23 protein-coding genes, 2 pseudogenes and 1 riboswitch are annotated in these 21051 nt (G+C 53.4%); of the genes and pseudogenes, 14 read left to right on the forward strand and 11 right to left on the reverse strand.

Annotated features, from left to right (window positions below; all coding sequences use genetic code 11):
• Positions 1-273: cyclic nucleotide-binding domain-containing protein (locus PGY33_RS12860; RefSeq protein WP_270478930.1), on the reverse strand; the 273-nt coding region annotated here is incomplete at its 3' end.
• 85 nt (positions 274-358) lie between these two features.
• On the opposite strand from PGY33_RS12860, the gene PGY33_RS12865 reads away from it, so the two are divergent.
• From PGY33_RS12865 to PGY33_RS12885, 5 genes and pseudogenes are all read left to right on the forward strand, one after another.
• Entirely contained in the window at positions 359-1072 is a 714-nt protein-coding gene (locus tag PGY33_RS12865) for an ATP-binding protein (RefSeq protein ID WP_270383915.1), read from the forward strand.
• Between the two features lie 33 nt (positions 1073-1105).
• Positions 1106-1261, forward strand: coding sequence for a rubredoxin (locus PGY33_RS12870; protein WP_110435636.1), 156 nt, complete (start codon positions 1106-1108; stop codon positions 1259-1261).
• A gap of 49 nt (positions 1262-1310) precedes the next feature.
• A complete protein-coding gene (hcp, locus tag PGY33_RS12875) occupies positions 1311-2906 on the forward strand; it encodes a hydroxylamine reductase (protein ID WP_270478934.1) in 1596 nt (531 codons plus the stop codon).
• Positions 2907-3059: 153 nt separating this feature from the next.
• On the forward strand, positions 3060-3911 hold the full coding sequence (locus tag PGY33_RS12880) for a PepSY domain-containing protein (protein WP_118564701.1): 852 nt from the start codon (positions 3060-3062) through the stop codon (positions 3909-3911).
• Positions 3912-3933: 22 nt separating this feature from the next.
• Positions 3934-4212 (forward strand): annotated as a pseudogene (locus PGY33_RS12885) (HU family DNA-binding protein); the annotation flags it as partial.
• 326 nt (positions 4213-4538) lie between these two features.
• Here PGY33_RS12885 and PGY33_RS12890 read toward each other — a convergent pair.
• From PGY33_RS12890 to PGY33_RS12900, 3 genes are all read right to left on the reverse strand, one after another.
• Complete coding sequence (locus PGY33_RS12890; RefSeq protein WP_110435633.1) at positions 4539-5474, reverse strand: nucleoside 2-deoxyribosyltransferase; 936 nt, start codon at positions 5472-5474, stop codon at positions 4539-4541.
• A gap of 784 nt (positions 5475-6258) precedes the next feature.
• On the reverse strand, positions 6259-6462 hold the full coding sequence (locus tag PGY33_RS12895; RefSeq protein WP_006876091.1) for a helix-turn-helix domain-containing protein: 204 nt from the start codon (positions 6460-6462) through the stop codon (positions 6259-6261).
• Complete coding sequence (locus PGY33_RS12900) at positions 6452-6841, reverse strand: RNA polymerase sigma factor (RefSeq protein ID WP_242994945.1); 390 nt, start codon at positions 6839-6841, stop codon at positions 6452-6454. The genes PGY33_RS12895 and PGY33_RS12900 overlap by 11 nt, the downstream gene beginning before the upstream one ends.
• Before the next feature lie 19 nt (positions 6842-6860).
• Between PGY33_RS12900 and PGY33_RS14590 the strand changes: the two are divergent.
• The 4 genes and pseudogenes from PGY33_RS14590 to PGY33_RS12920 form a co-directional block, all read left to right on the forward strand.
• A pseudogene (locus PGY33_RS14590) lies at positions 6861-6980 on the forward strand (recombinase zinc beta ribbon domain-containing protein); the annotation flags it as partial.
• Between the two features lie 102 nt (positions 6981-7082).
• Positions 7083-7625 (forward strand): DUF4368 domain-containing protein, encoded by a 543-nt coding sequence (locus PGY33_RS14595; protein WP_243024033.1) that lies wholly within the window; start codon positions 7083-7085, stop codon positions 7623-7625.
• A gap of 236 nt (positions 7626-7861) precedes the next feature.
• Positions 7862-8254 carry a NifB/NifX family molybdenum-iron cluster-binding protein gene (locus PGY33_RS12915; protein ID WP_270478938.1) on the forward strand — a complete coding sequence of 131 codons (393 nt, stop codon included), beginning with the start codon at positions 7862-7864 and terminating at the stop codon, positions 8252-8254.
• A 3-nt stretch (positions 8255-8257) separates the two neighbouring features.
• Positions 8258-8608, forward strand: a complete 351-nt coding sequence (locus PGY33_RS12920; RefSeq protein ID WP_110435631.1) for a DUF134 domain-containing protein — start codon at positions 8258-8260, stop codon at positions 8606-8608.
• Positions 8609-8652: 44 nt separating this feature from the next.
• Here the strand turns inward: PGY33_RS12920 and rsmI are convergent, their stop codons facing one another.
• From rsmI to PGY33_RS12940, 4 genes are all read right to left on the reverse strand, one after another.
• Positions 8653-9501 carry a 16S rRNA (cytidine(1402)-2'-O)-methyltransferase gene (gene rsmI, locus PGY33_RS12925; RefSeq protein ID WP_110435630.1) on the reverse strand — a complete coding sequence of 283 codons (849 nt, stop codon included), beginning with the start codon at positions 9499-9501 and terminating at the stop codon, positions 8653-8655.
• A gap of 146 nt (positions 9502-9647) precedes the next feature.
• Positions 9648-10346: a tRNA1(Val) (adenine(37)-N6)-methyltransferase gene (locus PGY33_RS12930; protein ID WP_270478941.1), complete on the reverse strand. Its 699-nt coding sequence runs from the start codon at positions 10344-10346 to the stop codon at positions 9648-9650.
• A 13-nt stretch (positions 10347-10359) separates the two neighbouring features.
• Complete coding sequence (locus PGY33_RS12935) at positions 10360-11733, reverse strand: penicillin-binding transpeptidase domain-containing protein (protein WP_270478943.1); 1374 nt, start codon at positions 11731-11733, stop codon at positions 10360-10362.
• A 2-nt stretch (positions 11734-11735) separates the two neighbouring features.
• Positions 11736-13484: an FtsW/RodA/SpoVE family cell cycle protein gene (locus tag PGY33_RS12940; protein WP_117490171.1), complete on the reverse strand. Its 1749-nt coding sequence runs from the start codon at positions 13482-13484 to the stop codon at positions 11736-11738.
• A gap of 277 nt (positions 13485-13761) precedes the next feature.
• Positions 13762-13865: riboswitch (glycine riboswitch) on the forward strand.
• A 180-nt stretch (positions 13866-14045) separates the two neighbouring features.
• On the opposite strand from PGY33_RS12940, the gene PGY33_RS12945 reads away from it, so the two are divergent.
• Both PGY33_RS12945 and PGY33_RS12950 read left to right on the forward strand, forming a co-directional pair.
• Positions 14046-15410: an alanine/glycine:cation symporter family protein gene (locus PGY33_RS12945; protein WP_270478958.1), complete on the forward strand. Its 1365-nt coding sequence runs from the start codon at positions 14046-14048 to the stop codon at positions 15408-15410.
• A 367-nt stretch (positions 15411-15777) separates the two neighbouring features.
• On the forward strand, positions 15778-16428 hold the full coding sequence (locus tag PGY33_RS12950) for a peptidylprolyl isomerase (protein ID WP_442865583.1): 651 nt from the start codon (positions 15778-15780) through the stop codon (positions 16426-16428).
• Between the two features lie 227 nt (positions 16429-16655).
• Here the strand turns inward: PGY33_RS12950 and PGY33_RS12955 are convergent, their stop codons facing one another.
• The 3 genes from PGY33_RS12955 to PGY33_RS12965 are packed head-to-tail and all read right to left on the reverse strand — an operon-like array spanning position 16656 to position 19241.
• On the reverse strand, positions 16656-17999 hold the full coding sequence (locus PGY33_RS12955) for an MATE family efflux transporter (protein ID WP_270478945.1): 1344 nt from the start codon (positions 17997-17999) through the stop codon (positions 16656-16658).
• Positions 17986-18339, reverse strand: a complete 354-nt coding sequence (locus PGY33_RS12960) for a hypothetical protein (RefSeq protein WP_270478947.1) — start codon at positions 18337-18339, stop codon at positions 17986-17988. The genes PGY33_RS12955 and PGY33_RS12960 overlap by 14 nt, the downstream gene beginning before the upstream one ends.
• Before the next feature lie 5 nt (positions 18340-18344).
• Positions 18345-19241 (reverse strand): selenium metabolism-associated LysR family transcriptional regulator, encoded by an 897-nt coding sequence (locus PGY33_RS12965; protein WP_270478949.1) that lies wholly within the window; start codon positions 19239-19241, stop codon positions 18345-18347.
• 159 nt (positions 19242-19400) lie between these two features.
• Between PGY33_RS12965 and yedE the strand changes: the two genes are divergently transcribed.
• Genes yedE through PGY33_RS12980 form a run of 3 tightly spaced genes read left to right on the forward strand, consistent with a single transcriptional unit; the run spans position 19401 to position 20980 of the window.
• Positions 19401-20501: a YedE family putative selenium transporter gene (gene yedE / locus PGY33_RS12970; RefSeq protein WP_270478951.1), complete on the forward strand. Its 1101-nt coding sequence runs from the start codon at positions 19401-19403 to the stop codon at positions 20499-20501.
• A 21-nt stretch (positions 20502-20522) separates the two neighbouring features.
• Entirely contained in the window at positions 20523-20744 is a 222-nt protein-coding gene (locus PGY33_RS12975) for a sulfurtransferase TusA family protein (RefSeq protein WP_270478954.1), read from the forward strand.
• Positions 20744-20980 (forward strand): DUF3343 domain-containing protein, encoded by a 237-nt coding sequence (locus PGY33_RS12980; RefSeq protein ID WP_270478956.1) that lies wholly within the window; start codon positions 20744-20746, stop codon positions 20978-20980. The genes PGY33_RS12975 and PGY33_RS12980 overlap by 1 nt, the downstream gene beginning before the upstream one ends.
• The last annotated feature ends 71 nt before the right edge of the window (positions 20981-21051 follow it).

Here is a 21051-nt window from a genome sequence, read left to right on the forward strand (position 1 = left end):
CGGCGCGCAGGCGAACACCTCCGCGAAGGTCTGCCCCGGCCCGGTCTTGGAGAGGATGTTGCGGTTTCCCCAGATATCCTCCTGCACGATGAGGGCGCTGCCCGCCAGCACAAGCCCCACTTCATCCACCGCGTCTCCGGCGCGGAGCAGGCGGGAGCCTTTGGGAAAGGCATCGATTCTCGCACCAAGGCAGGAGAGCATGGCGGCAAGTTCCTCGTCGGAAATGCCGGAGAAAAGCGCCGCCGTATGGAGCACCGGGAAAAATTCTTTCATAAACAATCCTCTTTCGTTGAAAATTCAACCGACTTGCTGATTTGATTTTAGTATAATCAAGCCACAAAAGCAAGGAGGCATTGCAATGAAACGACGGATCATCGAGATCGACGAAAATAAATGCAACGGCTGCGGCGCCTGCGCTGCCGCCTGCCACGAGGGCGCCATCGCCATGGTGAACGGCAAGGCGCGGCTGATGCGAGACGATTACTGCGACGGGCTGGGGGACTGCCTGCCTACCTGCCCAACCGGGGCCATCACCTTTGTAGAGCGGGAGGCGGCGGCCTATGACGAGCAGGCCGTCATGGAAAATAAGCAGCGGAAAATGCAAAACGAGGGCATAACCCTGCCCTGCGGCTGCCCCGGCAGCCAGTCCCGGAATATTCAGCGCCAGGACGCGCCCTCCGTGGAAACGCCGCAAGCCCAGCAGACGAGCCACCTTTCCCAGTGGCCGGTGCAGATCAAGCTGGTGCCGGTGAATGCCCCGTATTTTGACGGCGCGCGGCTGCTCATCGCCGCTGACTGCACCGCCTACGCCTACGCCGCCTTCCACGAGCGGTTTATCAAGGGGCACATCACCCTTGTGGGCTGCCCCAAGCTGGACAGCGTGGACTATTCTGAAAAGCTGACGGAGATCATTCAGGAGAACAATATCAAAAGCGTCACCGTCGTGCGGATGGAGGTGCCCTGCTGCGGCGGGCTGGAACTGGCGGCGAAAAAGGCGCTCCAGCAGAGCGGGAAATTCATTCCGTGGCAGGTGGTCACCGTGACGGTGGACGGCCGGTTGGTGGAAGAATAACAAAATCATTAGAAAAAGAAAGGAAAAAGCACAATGAAGTATGTATGCAGCCTTTGTGGTTGGGAATACGACGAAAGCGCGGGTTACCCGGAAGGTGGCATCGCCCCCGGTACGCCTTGGAGCGAGGTGCCGGAGGATTTTGAGTGCCCCCTGTGCAATGTGGGCAAGGAGTCCTTCGAGGAGGCATGAGCTTCTGATAAAAAGGACATGATTTGAACCGAATAGGAGGAAAACGATAATGGATCATAAAATGTTTTGCTTTCAGTGTGAGCAGACAGCGGGTTGTACCGGCTGTACCGGTAAGGCTGGTGTCTGCGGTAAGACCGCCGATGTAGCGAAACTTCAGGACGAGCTGACGGGCGCGCTCATTGGGCTGGCAAGAGTCACAGATGGCGATGCACCGGTCAACGCTGATACATGGCGGCTGATGATCGAGGGCCTGTTCACTACCGTCACCAATGTGAGCTTCAACGAAAAGACCATTCGGGAGCTGATCGATCGGGTACACGAGGAAAAGGCCCGCCTTGTTCCAGGCTGCTCCGGCTGCGGCTCCCGCTGCGGGTCAAACGATGATTATGACATGAATTTGCTCTGGAACGCGCAGGAGGATATTCGCAGCCTCAAATCCCTGATCCTCTTCGGCGTGCGCGGCATGGCGGCTTACGCCCATCACGCTATGATGCTGGGTTATGCCGACGAGGAAGTGAACCGCTTTTTCGCCAAGGCTCTTTTTGCCGTGGGCGAGGACTGGGGTATGGACGAGCTGCTGCCCATCGTAATGGAGGTGGGCGAGAAAAACCTTAAGTGCATGGCGCTTCTGGATAAGGCCAATACCGAAAGCTACGGTACGCCCGCGCCTGCCACCGTCCTGCTGACGGTGGAGAAGGGACCGTTCATCGTCATCACAGGCCATGACCTCCACGATTTGAAGCTGCTGCTGGAGCAGACCGAGGGTAAAGGCGTCAACATCTACACCCACGGCGAAATGCTGCCCGCCCACGGCTATCCTGAACTGAAAAAATATGCCCATCTCAAGGGCAACTTCGGCACGGCGTGGCAGAATCAGCAAAGAGAATTTGCCGACATCCCCGCGCCGGTGCTGTTTACCACCAACTGCCTGATGCCGCCGAAAGCAAGCTACGCCGACCGCGTGTTCACCACGGCGGTGGTATCCTACCCGGAACTGACGCACATCGGCGAGGATAAGGACTTTACCCCTGTCATCGAAAAGGCATTGGAGCTTGGCGGCTACAACGAGGACAAGCCGTTCACCGGTATCAACGGCGGCGGCACGGTCATGACCGGCTTCGGTCATGGCGCGGTGCTTGGCGTGGCGGATCAGGTGATCGAGGCGGTAAAGAGCGGCGCTATCCGGCACTTTTTCCTGGTCGGCGGCTGTGACGGTGCCCGCCCCGGACGAAACTACTACACCGAGTTTGTCAAGCAGACACCCGCCGATACCGTAGTGCTGACGCTGGCCTGCGGCAAATACCGCTTCAACGACCTTGACCTCGGGACCATTGGCGGCCTGCCTCGGCTCATGGATGTGGGCCAGTGCAATGATGCTTACGGAGCTGTCAAAATCGTGCTGGCGCTGGCGGAGGCGTTCGGCTGCGGCGTGAACGATTTGCCCTTGTCCATGGTTCTTTCCTGGTATGAGCAGAAGGCAGTGTGCATCCTGCTGACGCTGCTGCATCTGGGGATCAAGAATATTCGCCTTGGCCCCACGCTGCCGGCGTTCGTTTCGCCCAATGTGCTGAACTACCTTGTAGAGAATTTCGGCATTGCTCCCATCACCACGCCGGAAGAAGATTTGAAGCAGCTCCTTAAATAATGATTCCCATGGGGCGAACTCAAATCATATTTCTCGCTGCCCAATAGACGTGAGATGTGCGGGTTTGGAAACCACTGGATCTTATTTTACCTATTGACATAGTATGTTATAATCTGCTACATTTCCTACAACACCTGAATAGGAGGAAGCAGCATGAAACAAAAATGGCTTTTAACCGGAACAGCGCTCCTGCTTGCGGCGGCGCTGGTCGGATGCGGTAATATGCCTGCGGCAGATCAGGCGGCAAAGATCAGCATGGAACAGGCGCAGACGGCGGCGCTGGACGCCGCCAACATCGACGCGGCGGACGCGGACATTTCTTCCGCGACGCTCAGCGAGGTGGCTGGCGTGACCTGCTACAAGGTTGAGTTCACCTCTGGCAATCATACCTACGCCTACTCCATCAATGCTGAGAGCGGCGAGGTGCTGGAGGCGAGTTACCGGGACAAGAACGCCGCGCCCACGGACAGCGCTCAGACGGATACCACTGCATCCGGCGCGACCACCACTCCGGCGCAGACTACCCCCAACATCAACACCTCTACCGGCGCGGTGGACGAGGCCAAGGCGCAGGAGATCGCTCTGGCACACGCCGGGGTCAAGGCGGCGGACGCCACCATCACCAAGTCCAAGCTGGACTATGACGATGGCCGTCAGGTGTACGAAATTGAATGGTACGCGAACGGCGCGAAGTACGACTATGAGATCGACGCCGCCACCGGCAAGATTGTCAGCTACGACTACGACGCCGAGAACTACACCCCGTCCCAGAGCACCAACACCAACGCAAATGTGAAGATCAGCGAGGCCACGGCAAAGCAGATCGCCCTGTCCAGCGTCCCCGGCGCGACGGCTGCGAATATCTACAAGTTCAAGCTGGACTTTGACGATGGCCGCTGGGAGTACGAAGGCGAGATCCGCTATGGCACGATGGAGTACGACTTCACCATCGACGCCAATACCGGCGCGATCATCGAATGGGACATGGAATCCATCTACGACTGAACAAAAAACGAATCAGGAGAACGAGAACATGAACAAAACGGAACTGATCGCGGCGGTCGCGGAAGACGTAGGCGTGGGCAAGAAGGACACCGAGCAGGTATTGAACGCCTTTTTCAGCACGGTGCAGGAGACCTTGAAACAGAACGACAAGGTACAGATCCCTGGCTTCGGCAGCTTTGAAGTGCGTGAGCGTGCCGCCCGCACGGGCCGCAACCCGCACACCGGCGAGACGATCGAGATCGCCGCGGCAAAGGTGCTTGCGTTCAAACCTGAAAAGGGTCTGAAGGACGCCATCCAGTAAAACACAGTGCCCTCACAGAGTTTCATCTGTGAGGGCACATTTTGTTGTACTCAAGCATTTCTACAGATTCGGAAAGTTGATTCATCAGCTACAGCTGAATCGGCATCAAACAGAACGATATTCGAACCTCTTTGATCGATAAGTTTCATTCGCGTGCTTGGATAACGAATTCCTGCAAAACCTTTATTCTCACACCATTCAGCAAAAACGTGGAATGACTTTGATTTACAGTGATAAGGAAGTATTCACAAAAATTAACTTAACGTCCGATAGACAGAGTAGCAAAATAAAAGCGAGTGAAAAGTTTGACTTTCACTCGCTTTTATTTACTTCTTAGATTTATTAGCTATTTCAGCAATCTGCATTAAATTTTGAAAAGATTCAGGGTTTTTAATCAACTCAGGCAATAGCATTTTCATCATAATAGCATCAGCGGATTCCTCTTTTTTTACATTGTTTAGGCTAGTTTGCATTATTGCTTGTATAGTTTCCGTATCTTTTTTATTTACTTGCTCTTTTAATTCCGTAATAGAGTCTTGGATTTGATACAACATAGTAAGAATACCTTGAGTAAAGGGTTGCTTGTTGGCTTCCTCATCTTGCCCCAATGTATCATCTTGATTTTCAAAAGAAAATGTTTCTATTGTTTGTTCTAAACGCTTTTTGGTTTCTTCTACATTATCCAAATCAGTTAAATCATACTCGAATGTTCTTACTGTGTTTACATCGAATGGTATGCTTTCACCTTTCTTTTTAAGGTGAATAATTGGCTTATCTGTACATTTTCTATATCCCATTTCATAAAAAACATTAGGGTTATGTCCAGAAATATCAGCTATAACAAGCTCTGATGATAAAAGCTTATCAATAATGGTTTGTGTAATTGAATCAGAATCGTTAATTTGGTCTACGCGTACAGGTTCAAAACCACAACTTTTACAAACTGGGCTAATGATATATTTAAATAGCTTATCCGCATTAATTCTTATTTCACTTCCTACATCTCCAATAGGAGATACCACAAAACAAGTTTTCATAAAAGTTTTACCTCCAAAATTTTGATTTATTTTATAAATTCCTCTATCAATTTTTTTGATAGATTGGTTTCTGAGCAGTGTATTTATCGAACCGGAAAACTGTCCCTCTGAATAATCAGAAATTCCGACTTGCTGTAGAAAGCTCTTAATTTCTTGAACTGTATGAGGACAGCCATCTGCAAGAAATTCTACAACACCCTCTTGTATTCTTGCGCTTTTTGTCATGCTTTCACGCTCCTTTATACTATATATTACCACATTTCTTGTAAATGTCAATAGTATTACAAGAAAATCTTGTATTTCATTCTTATTTCTTGCATTATATTGCACGTTATGTTTGAATTTGTAATGTTATTATAAATATAAATTTAAAATTTAACCTCAAAGTTACGCAATAGAACGTCATTTTTGAGGGTAGAAGTATAAAATATCATCTAAACGTTTTACACGTTCTGCAAGCCGCATAAATCAAGCGCTTTTTCCCCTCTACTGCGTAACAAACCTGTGGTAATTATCCGATAAAGCATAGACCACATATCTCGGTTTTCCCGTTGTTGGATTATCCGATATTGGATTTTCTGACATCGGATAATCCAACGCAATTAAATAAAGATATACTAACTAAAGAAAAAACAAATACAGATTTAATCAAATACCTATTCCTTTCCTATCCTTTCCCTAATCCCTCTCCTTTGGGGCAAGGTATAGCGGCAGAGCCGCCGGAACGGAAAAGAATGGAACAGAAGCGACAATACAAAATATCGTTTGCCATGTTACGCAGTAGAACGTCATTTTTAAGGGTGGTTTACCCTTGCCCCTATCGTCGCTGTAACGCGCTTAAATCAAGCGAGAAACGCACCCTACCGCATAACATTCCATACTGGATTGAGAGCGCAAGCGGTCTATCCGATTGTGCTCTCTTGGTTGCCCAACAGCAAAGACGGAAACAGTCATCAAGGACGCTTGCGCAAAGTTTATCTTTGACGACTGTTTTTGGCTTTGCTATCTGTTACCTGTCAAAACGGAATTGCAGGATAGCTTTGATAAGCTGTGCTTTCAGACGGTCTTGAATATCATCGTTAATATGCCCGCGATAGGTAGACAGATATTTAATCCGCGCTGTGTAATGCCGTAATACCGCGTCTATGGCTTCCGGCTCGCCGGCAACAGCTTTCTCAATGGTTTCAAAGGGTATCAGTTTCTTATTCCTCATGTTCAGTTTCCTCCAGTTCTTTTCTTAACTGCTTCAATGCCGCCAGTTTCCAGTAGTTGACTGTACTTCTGCTTCTTCCGTACTCATTCCCGATTTTTCTTTCGCTGTAACCGAGGAAGAAATTCATCAGCAGAACAGTGCGCCTTTGTTCTGACAGATTAGCTAATGCGTCGGCTAACCGTCTACTTGTAACGACAACTTCTTTCCCTTGAACAACAAAAACAGTCGGCTTTTCATAAACATACTGCTCAAAATAGTTGTCGGTTGCAAACGGTTCAAAGGAACAGCAGGCGATTTTCCGCAATACACATGACGCAATCGTTGAGGAAGCTGTCTTTGAACGGGTACAGGAATTAAGGGCAAATAAACGCCGCCCCACAAAGGCAGAGCGACAGGGAATGTTTTCCGGCTTGGTATTCTGTGCGGATTGTGGAAGTAAACTGCACTTCGCTACCTGCAAAAGTTTTGACGGTTCACAAGACAACTACCGCTGTGCAAGATATAAAAGCAATACAGGAGATTGTACGGCGCACTTCATCAGAGAAGAAGTCTTACGGAAAATCGTTCTCAATCGGATATTTGCCGTAACTGCCATGTTCTATGAGGACATTACCGCATTTATGGAACTGATACAGAAACAGCGGTTTGATGAAGCGGAAAAGGACATGAAACGCAAGCGGCGTGAGGTCGAACAGGCAAGAAAACGGATTGCAGAACTTGACCGGATTTTCAAGCGGATTTATGAGGACGACATCAACGGCACAATCAGCCATGAGCGATTTTTGAAGCTGTCCGTAGAGTATGAAACTGAGCAGAAAGAACTGACGGAAAAGGTAAATGCAGAACAACAGGAAGTCGATACCTACGAACAGAATAAAAGCGACTTTGACAGCTTCGCTACCATTATCCGCAAGTATGTGGGGATAACAGAATTAACGCCCACTCTGCTTTTTATGATACTAGGGCAAGAACTACTGTTTTGGCGTTGGAGATCCGAAGGGACCGTGATATACCACCTAGCGGCATATACTCCGCACTATATAATCAAATTGAAAAAGTTGGTAAAGCAACAGGAATTCCATTGGGGTAAGCAAGCGAGTAATTCAATCGAATCACCCCACTTGCTTTTATCTTTAGAAACGTTGGCGCAAACCAGAAGTTGACTGGTAAAAAAATTTAGAATGTCAATAGATAGTAGAACTGCATCTTTTTTGTCAACGAAACACAAAACCCTTCCGATTTTCGGAAGGGTTTTTGCTTTATCCGGATATCGGCGTCTGCTGCCTATAATAATGGGATAGCGGTATGCCAAAACTTATTATTGACATATGCCGAAAACGTGATAGACTATAAGTAACGTTATTGCCATATGTCAGAAATAAATTCGGAGGAAATGGTTATGAAGATCGCAGTTACCTATGAAAACGGAGAGGTTTTCCAGCATTTTGGCCACACGGAGCAGTTTAAGCTGTACGAGGTATCCGGCGGCAAGCTGCTGCATGCGCAGGTGGTGGATACGAACGGCAGCGGTCACGGTGCGCTGGCCGGCCTGCTGGCACAGCTCGGTGTGGATACGCTGATCTGCGGCGGCATTGGCGGCGGCGCACAGGCAGCGCTTGCGGAGGCCAATATCCGTCTGATCGGCGGTGTGCAGGGCAATGCCGATGAGGCAGTGCAGGCTTTCCTGAACGGTACGCTGGCGTTTGATCCCAATGTATACTGCACGCACCATGATCACGGCGAAGGCCATTCCTGCGGCAGCCACGGCTGCGGCGGTCACTGTCACGAATAATTCATGCCGAGACCGAGAAAGTGCCGCAGAATCTGCGGTCTGCCGACGTTCAGCGAGTTTTCCCCGCAGGAAAGTACGACAGAGTGCGTGCAAATGACGCTGGATGAATATGAAGCCATCCGTCTGATGGATCTGGAAAATCTGCAGCAGGAGCAGGCTGCCGCGCAGATGGGCGTGGCCCGCACAACGGTGCAGCTGATCTACAACAACGCCCGCCGCAAGCTGGCGGATTGCCTTGTAAACGGCAAACGGCTGGTGATCGAGGGCGGCGATGTTGCGCTGTGCGAACGGCATGCGCAGTGCCCCGGACGCGGACATTGCTGCCGCAGCGGCTGCCCGAAACATCAGAAATAAGTGCAGAAAACGAAAAAACCGTTGCTTTGGCAACGGTTTTTTCGTTATTCTTCGTGATCGAGCACATAGCGGTACAGCGCGTTTTTCTTTACGCCGGTTTCGGCGGAAACTGCCTTGACCGCGTCCTTCTGGGTCTGGCCCTGCTCCATGCGGCGGCGGACCGCCTCGGCGGCAGAGGCAAGACGTTCGGCCTCGTCCTGCTCGGTCTCCGGCTCGTCCGGCGCACCCTCGAGGATGAGCACGAACTCGCCACGCGGCGCGTTGGCGTCAAAGTAGGCAACCGCCTCGTCGAGCGTCATGCGGAGCGTCTGCTCATGCAGCTTGGTCAGCTCGCGCGAGAGTGACAGCCGGCGGTCGCCGCCGAAGGCGTCGCGCAAGTCGCGCAGCGTTGCACACAGCTTGTGCGGTGCTTCGTAGAAGATCATCGTGCGTTTTTCGCCCTGCAGAGTGTCCAAGTGCTCTCTGCGGGCCTTTTTGTTGACCGACAGGAAGCCTTCAAAGCACCAGCGTCCGGTCGGCAGACCGGATGCCGCTAGCGCGCAGACCGCCGCACAGCAGCCCGGAATCGGGATAACGGGTACATCGTGCTCGGCGCACAGCGCGACCAGATCCTCACCCGGATCGGAAACCGCAGGCGTGCCCGCATCGGTTACGAGCGCACAGGTCTCACCGGCGAGCAGCTTCTCCAAAACCGCTTCACCGCGTGCGCGGCGATTGTGTTCGTAGTACGAGATCATCGGCTTTTTGGGCAATTCGCAGGCGTTAAGCAGCTTTTGCGTCACGCGGGTGTCCTCTGCCGCGATGAAATCCACCGTGCTGAGCACCTCGCGTGCCCGCGGCGATAAATCACTCAGGTTGCCGATCGGCGTTGCGACTAAGTATAATGTAGACAATTCAATCCCTCCGGAATTTCTTAAATGGAGAATGGATAATGGAAAATGAAGGTGCAGCACATGGTGCCGAATTCAATCATCGCGCATTGCGCGTCTCAGCGCAGCGTGGACGGAACTCGCGCAAGAATAGCGCTGATTCTCCATTTTCAATGCTCAATTCCGTAAATACGGAAATATTCATCACTCTCAACGATCAGCGGCGGCTCAACAACAAGTCCTTCCGCACTGCCGCCTTTTCGGCACTCGACCATGACGACGCTTGGCGACGCCTGCACGCTCTGGTGCACGAACCGCATTCTTTTCGGCACGAGCCGCACGCGCGAGAGCGCCTCGAGCAGCACCCACAGCCGTTCCGGCCGGAATACGAACGCGGCTTTGCCGCCGGTATGCAGCACGAACGAGGCAGCAACCGCCAGTTCCTCGACCGAACAGGTGGCGTCCTGCCTTGCGGTGCGCTTTTCGGCGGTCGGCGCATTCGCGCCTGCGTTGCGGTCGAAATACGGCGGGTTGCAGATAACGTAATCCATACTGCCGTGCGGCAGCAGCGTACGCATCTGCCGGAGGTCGCCCTGCAGAGCGGTTACGTTTTCCAGCTCGTTTGCCGCGATGGACTGCCGGAACAGGTCGAGCGGGCCGTCCTGCAGTTCCAGTCCGGTGATCTTGAGGTCGGGCCGCCATACGAGCAGCGCCAGAGCGCCTGTGCCACAGCCGAGGTCGAGCAGTTTGGCATTGCGTCTCGGCTTGGCGAACGCGCTGAGCAGCACGCTGTCCTGTCCGAGCTTAAAAAAACGGTCGTCCTGTAATAATTGCAGTCCGTTAGGGAGCATTTCGGTGCTTTGCGCCATGATTTCTCTCTCCTTAGTAGGCTTTTTCTACCGCAGCCTGCAGCACCTGCGAAGCCACCGTACCGGCAACCGACGAGCCGCCGCCGCCGTTCTCGACGAGAACGATGAAAGCATACGGCGTAGCCTCGTCGCGCAGGAAGCCGGTGAACCATGCGTTCGGTGACTTATCCGCGCCGACCTCGGCGGTGCCCGACTTGGCACAGATATCCATGCCCGGGAAACGATCCTGACCGTAGGTCTCGATGACGTTGTTGTGCATCATATCCGCGATGGTACCGGCGGTCTTTTCGTCGATCAGCTGCGCCGACTTGTGCGGATAGTAAATGCCGGTCGGCAGGCCGTAATCTGTGGTGGATTTTTCGATCAGACGCGGCACGGCAGCCTTGCCGCCGTTGGCGATTGCGCCCATATACTGGAGCATGTTGATCGGACACAGGGTATCCTGACCCTGACCGACACCCGACCATGCCAGCTGATTGTCATTGCCCGAGAAATCAAACTTGCCGACCGAGGACTGGATGCCGTCCACCTTGATGGACTTGGTCAGTCCTGCCGCATCCGCGTATTTCTGCATGGTTTCGCCGCCGAGTTCGACAGCCAGCTGACCGAACACACCGTTGCACGAGTTGGCGAGCGCTTCCTCGATATCCTGTTCGCCGTGAGCGTGCGGGCAGGTGACTTCCTCGCCACCGATGTTGACCGAGCCGGTGCACGTCCACTTGCGCTGGAACAGGTCGGGGATGTTCTCGATAGCGGCGTTGATGGTCACAACCTTGAAGATAGATCCCGGAATCGAGTTCGCGGACAGCAAGCGGTTGACGTAAACGCCGTCCCACGCGGGATCGTCCGCCGCAATGTCCGGCGGATTGGCCGGATCAAACGTCGGTGTGGACACCATGCACAAAATTTCACCGGTTTTATAGTTATAAACGCCAACCGTTCCGTTCATTCCGTTCAAAGCCTGATAGGCGACATTGTTCAAATAGGCATCAATCGTCAGATACAGGCTGTTGCCGGTGCCGAGCGGAGAATATACGCCGGTGAGCAGATTGTAGCCGGACAGCTTATCCGCGAACGAGGTGAGCGCACCCGCGCCGATGTTGCCGTTTTTGTCGCCGACGGCGTGCAGTGTGGCGCGCCGGACGGTTGCGTCATCGTTGTAGATGCGGTTGCCGTCCTCGTCGAGCGTGGACAGCATATCGCCGTCCCGGTCGAGGATGGTGCCGCCTTTCAGCTGACCGGCGTTGTTATAGAGATGACGGTTGTACGGGTAGGAGGCCCAGTCGCCGCCGTCTACGACAAACCGGAAGCAGAAGAACGCCAGACCCAGACCGAGCAGTGCGGCAAGGATCAGACAGAAAATACTGCGTTTTTCGATTTTCCGCATGGTTACTCCTCCCCTCTAAGCTCGCGGCGGCTGGGCAGACGAACCGCGAACGATGCATTCTGTCGGGTGTCGGTCGCTTTCAAAAAGGCGAGCATGCCCCATGCCGACAGCATGGACGAACCGCCGTTGGATACGAACGGCAGCGTAACGCCGGTGAACGGCAGAATATCGACCGCACCGAATACGTTCAGACAGGTCTGGAACACCAGCAGACTGGTGGCCGCGCATGCGGCGATGGTGTAAAAGCTGGAGCGTCCGGCGCGGCAGGCGCGGACAGCGAACACGGCCAGTGTAATAATGCAGAGGATGGTCAGTACGGCGATGACGAGACCCCATTCCTCACACAGCATGCCGAACACGATGTCGGTATCCGCGGCAGGGAGATTCGAAAGCCAGCCCTTGCCCGCACCGACGCCAATCATGCCGCCGGAGGCGGCTGCGGTCAGCGTGTGTGTCTGCTGGAAGCCCTTGTCGTACACGTCCTCCCAGATATGTCCCCAGGAAGCGAAGCGAGCGGCAACGTGCGGCTTGATGGTCAGCATGACCATGCCGGCGCCGAAGCAGCCGGCGCACACAAGGCCGATGGTGGCGAAATCGCCCGAACGCAGGTACGCGATGACGAGGAACGTCACGAAGAACACAAGTGCGGTGCCGAAGTCGTTCTGCAGCGCGAGACAGCCGCCGCAGATGGCGGTCAGACCGATGAACATCCACAGGTTGCGCTTGTTGAACAGGCGGTCGAGCGTTGCGGCACCGGCAAAAATATAGCAGATTTTCGCAATTTCCGAGGTCTGCAGCGACAGAGGGCCGAGACGCAGCCATGCCTTCGCGCCGCCCTGCGACGAGCCGATCAGCAGTGTAATAGCCAGCAGTCCGACTGCCGTTGCGCTCATGAACCAGCGCACCTTCTGCGCCCGGGTCAGGTCACGCAGGAAGAAGCCGAGCACGATAAAGATGGCAAGACCCATCAAAATTGCAATCAGTTGCTTGGGCAGCTCGTCCGGCACGGTCGAGCCGGTGACGGCGAGTGACAGCGTACATAGGAAGAACGCTATCGTCTCCATTTCAAAGCCGATGCGGCGGAACAGGCGCATGACGATGAAATACGCCCAGCAGATTACCGTAAAGACAAAAAAGGTGAGCGGAATGGTGGTGGTCGCCTTGTCGCCCTGCGCGATAATGAGCTGCAGACCGGTGAGGATCTGGAACAGCGTCAGCAGTACGAGCGAACCCCACATGCCGGCAGGCTTGCCCTCAATGCGGCGTTCGACCATCTGTGTGCGCTTCTCCTCAGCGGTAATGGGCTCCATGATAGCGGGAATACCCGCAAAGGTGACCGTGTCGCCGTCTTCCACGAGCGCATACTCGTCCACCGGCAGGTCGTTTACCTTGATGCCGCCCTTGGAACCGAGGTCGTATATCGTCCAGCTGCCGTCATCCTCGCGGATGAGCGCGGCGTGCTGACGCGATACCGACGGATATTCCAGCTGCACATCGCAGCTGGGGGCGCGTCCGATGATGTTCTCCCAGTGGGTGATGGGCAGGCGCACGCCGTTGCGCAGCACCAGATAGCCCCAGACCTCATCCGGGTGCTTGACCTTCCACAGCGAGCGGATCGCACCGACAAGGATCATCAGCGCCAGCAGCGGGAACACAAAGCGCACAACGGTTGTGTACCACGCCCCGATGAGCGGTTTTTCCGCCAGCAGAGCCGTCAGCCTGTCGAGAAGCTGCTGCAAAGCATCATTCATGTAAATTTCCTCCTTTCGAGGGATGCTGTTGATTACTTGGATTTACCAATAATACTACCAGTATAGCCTATCTATTATAGCATAGGTTGTCAAGAAATTTGCTGTTTTTCACAAACTTTCACGAATATCTTGATTGACATTGACAGAATGTTGTCACGGTGTTACACTGAATCCATAAACTACATACGCGACAAACGAAGTTTGCAGGAAAAAGTCAAAGACTTGCCGAAGGAGCAAAACTCTCAGGCGTCCGGTTTTCCGGATGAGGACTGTAAATGGATGTGGCTCTGGAGAACGTTCCTCAAGGGGACTGCCGAAGGTGCAACGCGCGCAAAGGGGTTTGCGTGCCAATCTCTCAGGCAAAAGGACAGAGATGAACCTGTTTTTATAGACGTTAGGATATAAAAATAAGTTCCGCGGAACCACAGCAAATGTTTTCTCACGGTGCAGGGTGTACCGTCTGTTTGCTGTCTTTCCGTTTCTTTGGAGCCGTAACCCGATGCTGATTGGGTTCGGCTTTTTTGTTTGCCGCAAAACAAAGAAGGGGTATGTAAAATGACAATGGAAGTATTGGCAGACTGGGTAAGCAAGGTCAGCAACGTCGTATGGAACGGCCTGCTGCTGTACCTGCTGGTTGGCACCGGCATCGTGTTTACCATCCGCACGCGCTTCGTTCAGGTGCGCAAGTTCGGCGCAGGCTGGAAGCATCTGTTCGGCCATTTCTCGCTCAACGGTGAGAAGGCTGGCAAGGACGGCATGAGTCCGTTCCAGGCGCTTACCACCGCAATCGCGGCGCAGGTCGGCACCGGCAACATTGCAGGCGCGGCTACCGCACTGTATTCCGGCGGTCCGGGTGCGATTTTCTGGATGTGGCTGAGTGCGTTCTTCGGCATGTCCACCATCTACGGCGAGGCGGTTCTCGCGCAGAAGTACAAGACCACGGACGACAAGGGCCACGTTACCGGCGGTCCGATCTACTACATCCGCGCACGCTTTACCGGTAAATTCGGCAAGTTCCTCGCCGGCTTCTTCTCGATTGCAATTATTTTCGCGCTGGGCTTCACCGGCAACATGGTACAGGCAAACTCGATCAGCGTAGCGTTCAACACCGCGTTCGGCGCACCGATGATCGTTGTCGGCATCATCTGCGCGATCATTGCAGCGTTTATCTTCCTCGGCGGCGTTGGCCGTATCGCGGCTGTTACCGAGAAGGTCGTTCCGATCATGGCGCTGTTCTACATGGCTGGCTGCGTTGTTATCCTGTGCATCAACCACGCGGCAATCATTCCGGCGTTCAAGTCCATCTTTGTTGCAGCATTTGACCCGCAGGCTATCCTCGGCGGCGCTGCAGGCATCACGGTTCGTCAGGCAATGCGCTACGGCGTTGCACGCGGTCTGTTCTCCAACGAGGCCGGCATGGGTTCCACGCCGCACGCGCACGCTCTGGCAAAGGTAAAACGTCCGCAGGATCAGGGCGAAATTGCTATCGTTTCCGTATTCATCGATACCTTTGTTGTACTGACGCTGACCGCTATGGTCATCCTGACCTCGGGTATGCTCAATCCGGGCGCACCGGACGGTCTGCAGGGCACCGAGCTGGCACAGGCAGCCTTCAAGGCTTCCCTCGGCTCGGCAGGCATGATCTTTGTTGCGATCTGCATGCTGTTCTTTGCGTTCTCTACCATCATCGGCTGGTATTTCTTCGGTGAGCAGAACGTAAAGGCGCTGTTCGGCAGCAAGGCAGTCAAGGTATATGCCGCTATCGTTGTTGTCTGCATCGTGATCGGCTCTGCACTGCATGTTGATCTGGTCTGGAACCTGTCCGACCTGTTCAACGGCCTGATGGTATTCCCGAACCTGATCGCGCTGTTGGCGCTGTCCGGTCTGGTTGCCAAAGCGGCCCACGATAAGGACATTATGAAGTAAGCTGTCGCGGAACGACACGGTTTGTGCAGAAATCGGTTCCGTACTGTATCGTTTGATAGAAAATGCACCGCAGTTTTGCGGTGCATTTTTTTGCAGACACCGAAAAAACACTGGTTTTCGCGTTCTCAGTACCGTATAATAGGGGAGTACCGCGGGAACATTTTCATATTCCACCCGTTCAGGATATAAGGCAACACTGCATAATTAAAGCTGCGGCGCTTTGCGGAAATTTTACGCTCTGATGTCGTTGCGGATTTTTGCAATACACAAAGTATTGCTGCAAACCCGCGCCTAATCAGAACGCGAAATTTACTCGCAAATCGCTCTTGTTCAATGATGCGGTATTGCCTAAAAAGGAGAATTTCACATGAAAAAACGTACATTTTTGCTTTTTGGCCTGTTGGCGATGCTGGTTCTGACCGCCTGCGGCGGCAAAACGGGCGCGCAGACCTCGACGGATGATGCCACCGACACGAGCGATAACTCGCAGCAGACGACTGCTGAGGAGACCGCACAGCCCATCGGTCAGCATCATGCACAAATCACCATCAAGGACCACGGCACGATCGACATCGAGCTGGACGGCGATGCAGCGCCTATCTCGGTTCAGAACTTTATGGACCTTGCAAACGACGGTTTTTACGACGGACTGACCTTTCACCGCATTATTACCGGCTTTATGATGCAGGGCGGCGACCCGCTGGGCAACGGCACCGGCGGCTCGGAGAACACTATCAAGGGCGAGTTTTCGGAGAACGGCGTGGAGAACAAGCTGTCGCACACGCGCGGTGCGGTTTCGATGGCACGCTCAAGCGACCCGGACAGCGCATCCTCGCAGTTCTTCATCGTTCAGCAGGACAGCACTTATCTCGACGGTCAGTACGCCTGCTTCGGTTATGTGACCAAGGGCATGGATGTTGTGGATGAAATCTGCGATAATACGCCGGTCGAGGACGATAACGGTACGGTTAAGACGGAAAATCAGCCGGTTATTGAGAGTATTAAGATTATCGACTGACTGTGCAAAGCGTAAAGAGTTGAGAGCGAAGATTGGAGAGTAAGTTTCGGTTTTCCTCTTAACATAATAAAGCACCCCCTCTGTCAGACAGTATGTCATACTGTCTGACAGAGGGGGTGCAGTTCAATTTCGGGCTGTGCACAGGACGCAGACTGTTTTGACTTACCGCGTTGTTAATTATTTCAGATGCCGTTCCGAAGGATTTCAGATTTTCGGTAAATCCGGATTTACTGAGATGACACCACTTTCTCAGTCGGCCAGGATTTTCTGAGTGCCGCATAGGAAACCAGGAAGTTAGCAAGCCAGCCTGCCGGCACGGCAAGCCAGACAAATGCAATACCAAAACGCGGTGCACAGATCAACGCCACGGACAAGCGAATCGCAAGGTTTACCATATTGGCAATGAGGAACGGCCGCATGATTCCGAGTCCGCGAAGAACGCCATCGGTCGCCATTTTGATGCCCATAAAGACAAAGAAGAAACCAAGCCATCTCATATAATCCCCGGACACCTGATAAGCCAGGGCGGTTCCGTCTTTTCCAAGGAACAGCGAGGAAATCTGCGTGTGCAGCGTTTCAATGACAAGGAAGGCAAGAACAGCAAAACATACATCCAGCATCAATGCTGCGCGGTAGCCTTTTTTGATGCGCTGGGTTTTGTTTGCGCCAAGGTTCTGGGAAACATACGGCGAAACCGCATTGCCGATGGACACAAAAATCAGGGAAAAGACATTTTCCACCCGCATCGTCGCCGCGTATCCCGCGAGTGCCTGTGTGCCGAAGGGATTTACCACCGCCTGTACGATCATCATACCGATGGATACGGTAGACTGCTGAAGAACCGATGGAACAGCAATTTGAAGCATCGAACGCAGCTCCTGTCCGTCAAACCAGACAAAGCTGCTCTTATACCGGCGCATCCGGTAAAAGAAAATCAAAAGTGAAAATACAGCCGAAATGCCCTGTGCGATCAAAGTTGCAAGCGCCGCACCGAACACGCCAAGTCCTAGACCGGCTACCATCCAGAGATCCATCACAATATTCAGGATTGATGAAAAGATCAGCAGTCCCAGCGGAATTTTTGATTCACCGATGGACGTGAACATGGTAGAGAGAATGTTATACATGAACAAAAACGGAAAACCCACAAAATAGACCCGCAAGTACAGTACCGCCTTCTCCAGAATATCGGCAGGGGTCTGTAATCCGCTCATCATCGCATGGGAAAAGCAAAAGCCAAAGATGCCAAGGATGATGCTCAGAAGTAAAAAGCTGATCAGGGAGGTAGATACAATGGTTTTCATTTTGCCATACTCTCTGGCGCCGAAATAGCGGCTTACGAGCACGCCGGCACCGACACCGGCACCCAGCGCCACACAAATGAAAACATTGGTCAGGGCAGCGCAGGCGCCGACCGCTGCAAGAGCGGAGGAGCCGACAAACTGACCGACGATAATGGAGTCAGCCATATTATATACCTGCTGAAAAAAGCTGCCGAGAATCATCGGCATGGCAAAAACCGTCAGCGCTTTCAGGGGCGCATCGGTAATCAAATATTCATCTTTTGACATGATTATATTCCTCCACAATTTCCGGCTTTTTATCAGAAAGTACGAGCATAGTAGGTGCGATCAGTACAATGATTAGATCTGTAATCGAAAGCACCGCAGGGATTTCTTCAAACAAGAAAAAGCCAAATACCATTGCTGCAGCCGGTTCACAGGAACACAGAATGGATGCCTTTCCCGCCTCCATATAATCCGGTGTTGCCTTAAGGAATCCGCTTTGTCCGTTTTGACCTTGCGGATAGGACTGCCGTGTACCGGTCGGTACGCGCACGGTGGTGCGGGAGGTCGGCTTTCTATGCAGGAGAGACTCCTGCTCGATTGGCTGTGTCAAGCCGGACAGCACGGCTGTCATCCGATCCGATAATACCTTTTTATAAAATCCAGAAAGTGAATAGCCTGCTCGGACATACGTCGTATGGATGGATACACAATGTACAGCCGGCGCAGGAACGCTGACTGTCCGAGGGGGAACAGCAGTAGCCGTCCCTGCTGTGCATCGGTCTGCACAGTTGCACGCGACAGAATGGAAATGCCCATGCCCAGTGCGATGCACCGCTTGAGCGCTGCCGCGTCATCCATGACGGCGATGACATTCAGTTCATCAAGCGACAGACCGTGATTTTGAAGGAAATACAGTGTTTCCTGCTTGGTGCCCGAGTTGTCCTCGCGCAGCAGGAACGGTTCGCGCAGGAGCGCTGTCAGCGGGTCCGGCTGGCTTTGATAGGCGCGGAAATGCGGTGTGTTCGGTGTTGCAATCACCAGCTCGTCCGAGGCGACCGGCAAAAATTCGCAGTTGGTCTCCGCGGTCTTTGTGCCGACCAGACCGATATCGCAGGTGCTGTCTGCGACCTTGTTTATCACATCCAGACTGTCCGAACAGCTGGTGCGGAATCGGATTTCCGGGGTCTTCTCGTGGTACGCTGCCAGCAGTTCGGGCAGCAGATACAGCGATGGCACGGATGATACGCCGATATGCAGCATGGTTTCCTGCTCGTTGGATAGCTCCAGAATGGCTTTGTGCCGCAAATCGAGGATTTCTGCGGCATAATTATACAGCGTCTGACCGGCCGGTGTCACCGAGAGCGTTTTTGTCGTACGCTTGAGCAGCTGCGCGTGCAGCTCCTTTTCCAGATTGCATATGTGCGCGCTGACGGTCGGCTGCGACAGATACAGCTTCTGTGCAGCAAGTGAAAAACTGCGGTACTTCACGGTATAGACATAGGCTTCCAGCTGACGAATATCCATGGGCGGCATTCCTTTCGTTTTCTCCATTATAGCTGTATTTATAGATTATATCAATAGATTCAATCAAATTATCAATAGAATCGATTTCACATTGAAAACACCGCATGATATACTGAATACAGCATAAAATTCCCTCATTTCACAAAAAAGGAGAAAATCATGAAACTGTTTGACAAGACATGGAAGCTGGCAGTGTCCGGTGCGGTAATCGGACTGCTGGTCATGCTTCTGGCAATTTACGGCAACCCTGCCAACATGGCGATCTGTGTTGCCTGCTTCATCCGCGATACAGCGGGTGCGCTCAAGCTGCATACAGCGGCTCCGGTGCAGTATTTCCGCCCGGAGGTCGTTGGCTTTGTCTGCGGCTCGTTCCTGCTGGCGCTGCTGACCAAGGAGTATAAGTCCACCGCCGGTTCTTCGCCGATGGTGCGTTTTATTCTGGGCGCTGCGATGATGATCGGCGCCCTCGTATTCCTCGGCTGTCCGCTCCGCATGGTGCTGCGCATGGCCGCCGGTGACTTGAATGCGTGGGTCGCGCTTATCGGCTTTGCAGGCGGTGTGGCGACCGGTTCGTTCTTCCTCAAGAAGGGTTTCTCGCTCGGCCGTGCGTATGAGGCCAAGCCGGTCGGCGGCGCCGTTCTGCCGGTTGTGCTGGCGGCGCTGCTCGTAATCGGCGTGGCGACCGGCGCTTACGCGGTCAGCACCGAGGGCCCGGGCAGCAAGCATGCGCCGATCATCCTTTCTCTGGTGGTTGCGCTCATCATCGGTGCGCTCGCGCAGAAGAGCCGCATGTGCTTTGCGGGCAGTATCCGCGACATCATTCTGATGAAGAATTTCGACCTGATCAGCATTATCGCGGCTCTGTTTGCCGTGATGGCAGTCTACAATGCGGCAACCGGCAGCTTCCACCTCGGTTTTTCCGGTCAGCCGATCGCGCATTCCCAGCACCTGTGGAACATTCTTGGCATGTATGTTGTCGGCTTTGCGGCTGTGCTGGCTGGCGGCTGTCCGCTGCGTCAGCTTATTCTGGCAGGCCAGGGCTCGTCTGACAGCGCGGTTACCTTCCTCGGCATGCTGATCGGCGCGGCATTCGCGCATAACTTCGGTCTGGTCGGCGCGGCTGCCAAGGCGGCAACCGAAACCGAGCCTGCAGTTGCCGGCGGTCCGGCGGCAGCCGGCAAAATCGCCGTAATCGTCTGCATTATCGTGCTGTTTGTCATTGCGGGCACCAATCTGCGCCGCAAAAAGACGGCAAAGTAAGTCGGAAAAGGAGAATGTGCAATGGCTGAATATGTTGAAGTAGATGTTCGCGGTCTGTCCTGTCCGGAGCCGGTTCTGTTGGCGATGGACGCGATGCAGGATCATCCGGGGAAGCTGATCCGTGTGCTCGGTGACGAGGCGCACACCCGCAAGAATATCGAGAAAATGCTCGAATACGAGAAGAAGTCCGGTCAGACGACTGTGCGTCCGGACGGCTGCTTCGAGATCGTTTTTCAGGCGTAATGCGAGAGAAAAAGCCGTATCAGGTGCTCACCTTCCACACCACCGATGCCGCCATGGAGATGGAGTCGTTCTGCAAACAGAATGGCATTGCCGGTCGGCTGGTGCCGGTGCCGCGCAGACTGTCCGCCGGATGCGGCATCGCGTGGCGCATGGAAGCTGAAGTTTACGCGCAGTATCAGACGGTTATCGCGGACTGCGAGATTGAGATCGAGCAGAGCGAGGCATTTGTGTTTTAAGTAACCATAAAGCGGCATGACTTTGATGCAATGAACTGCACCCCATTTGTTAGACAGTATGGTATACTATC

Origin of the sequence: Butyricicoccus sp. AF18-9LB, from assembly GCF_027684505.1 — a bacterium.
Classification (GTDB): Bacteria; Bacillota; Clostridia; order Oscillospirales; family Butyricicoccaceae; genus Agathobaculum; species Agathobaculum butyriciproducens.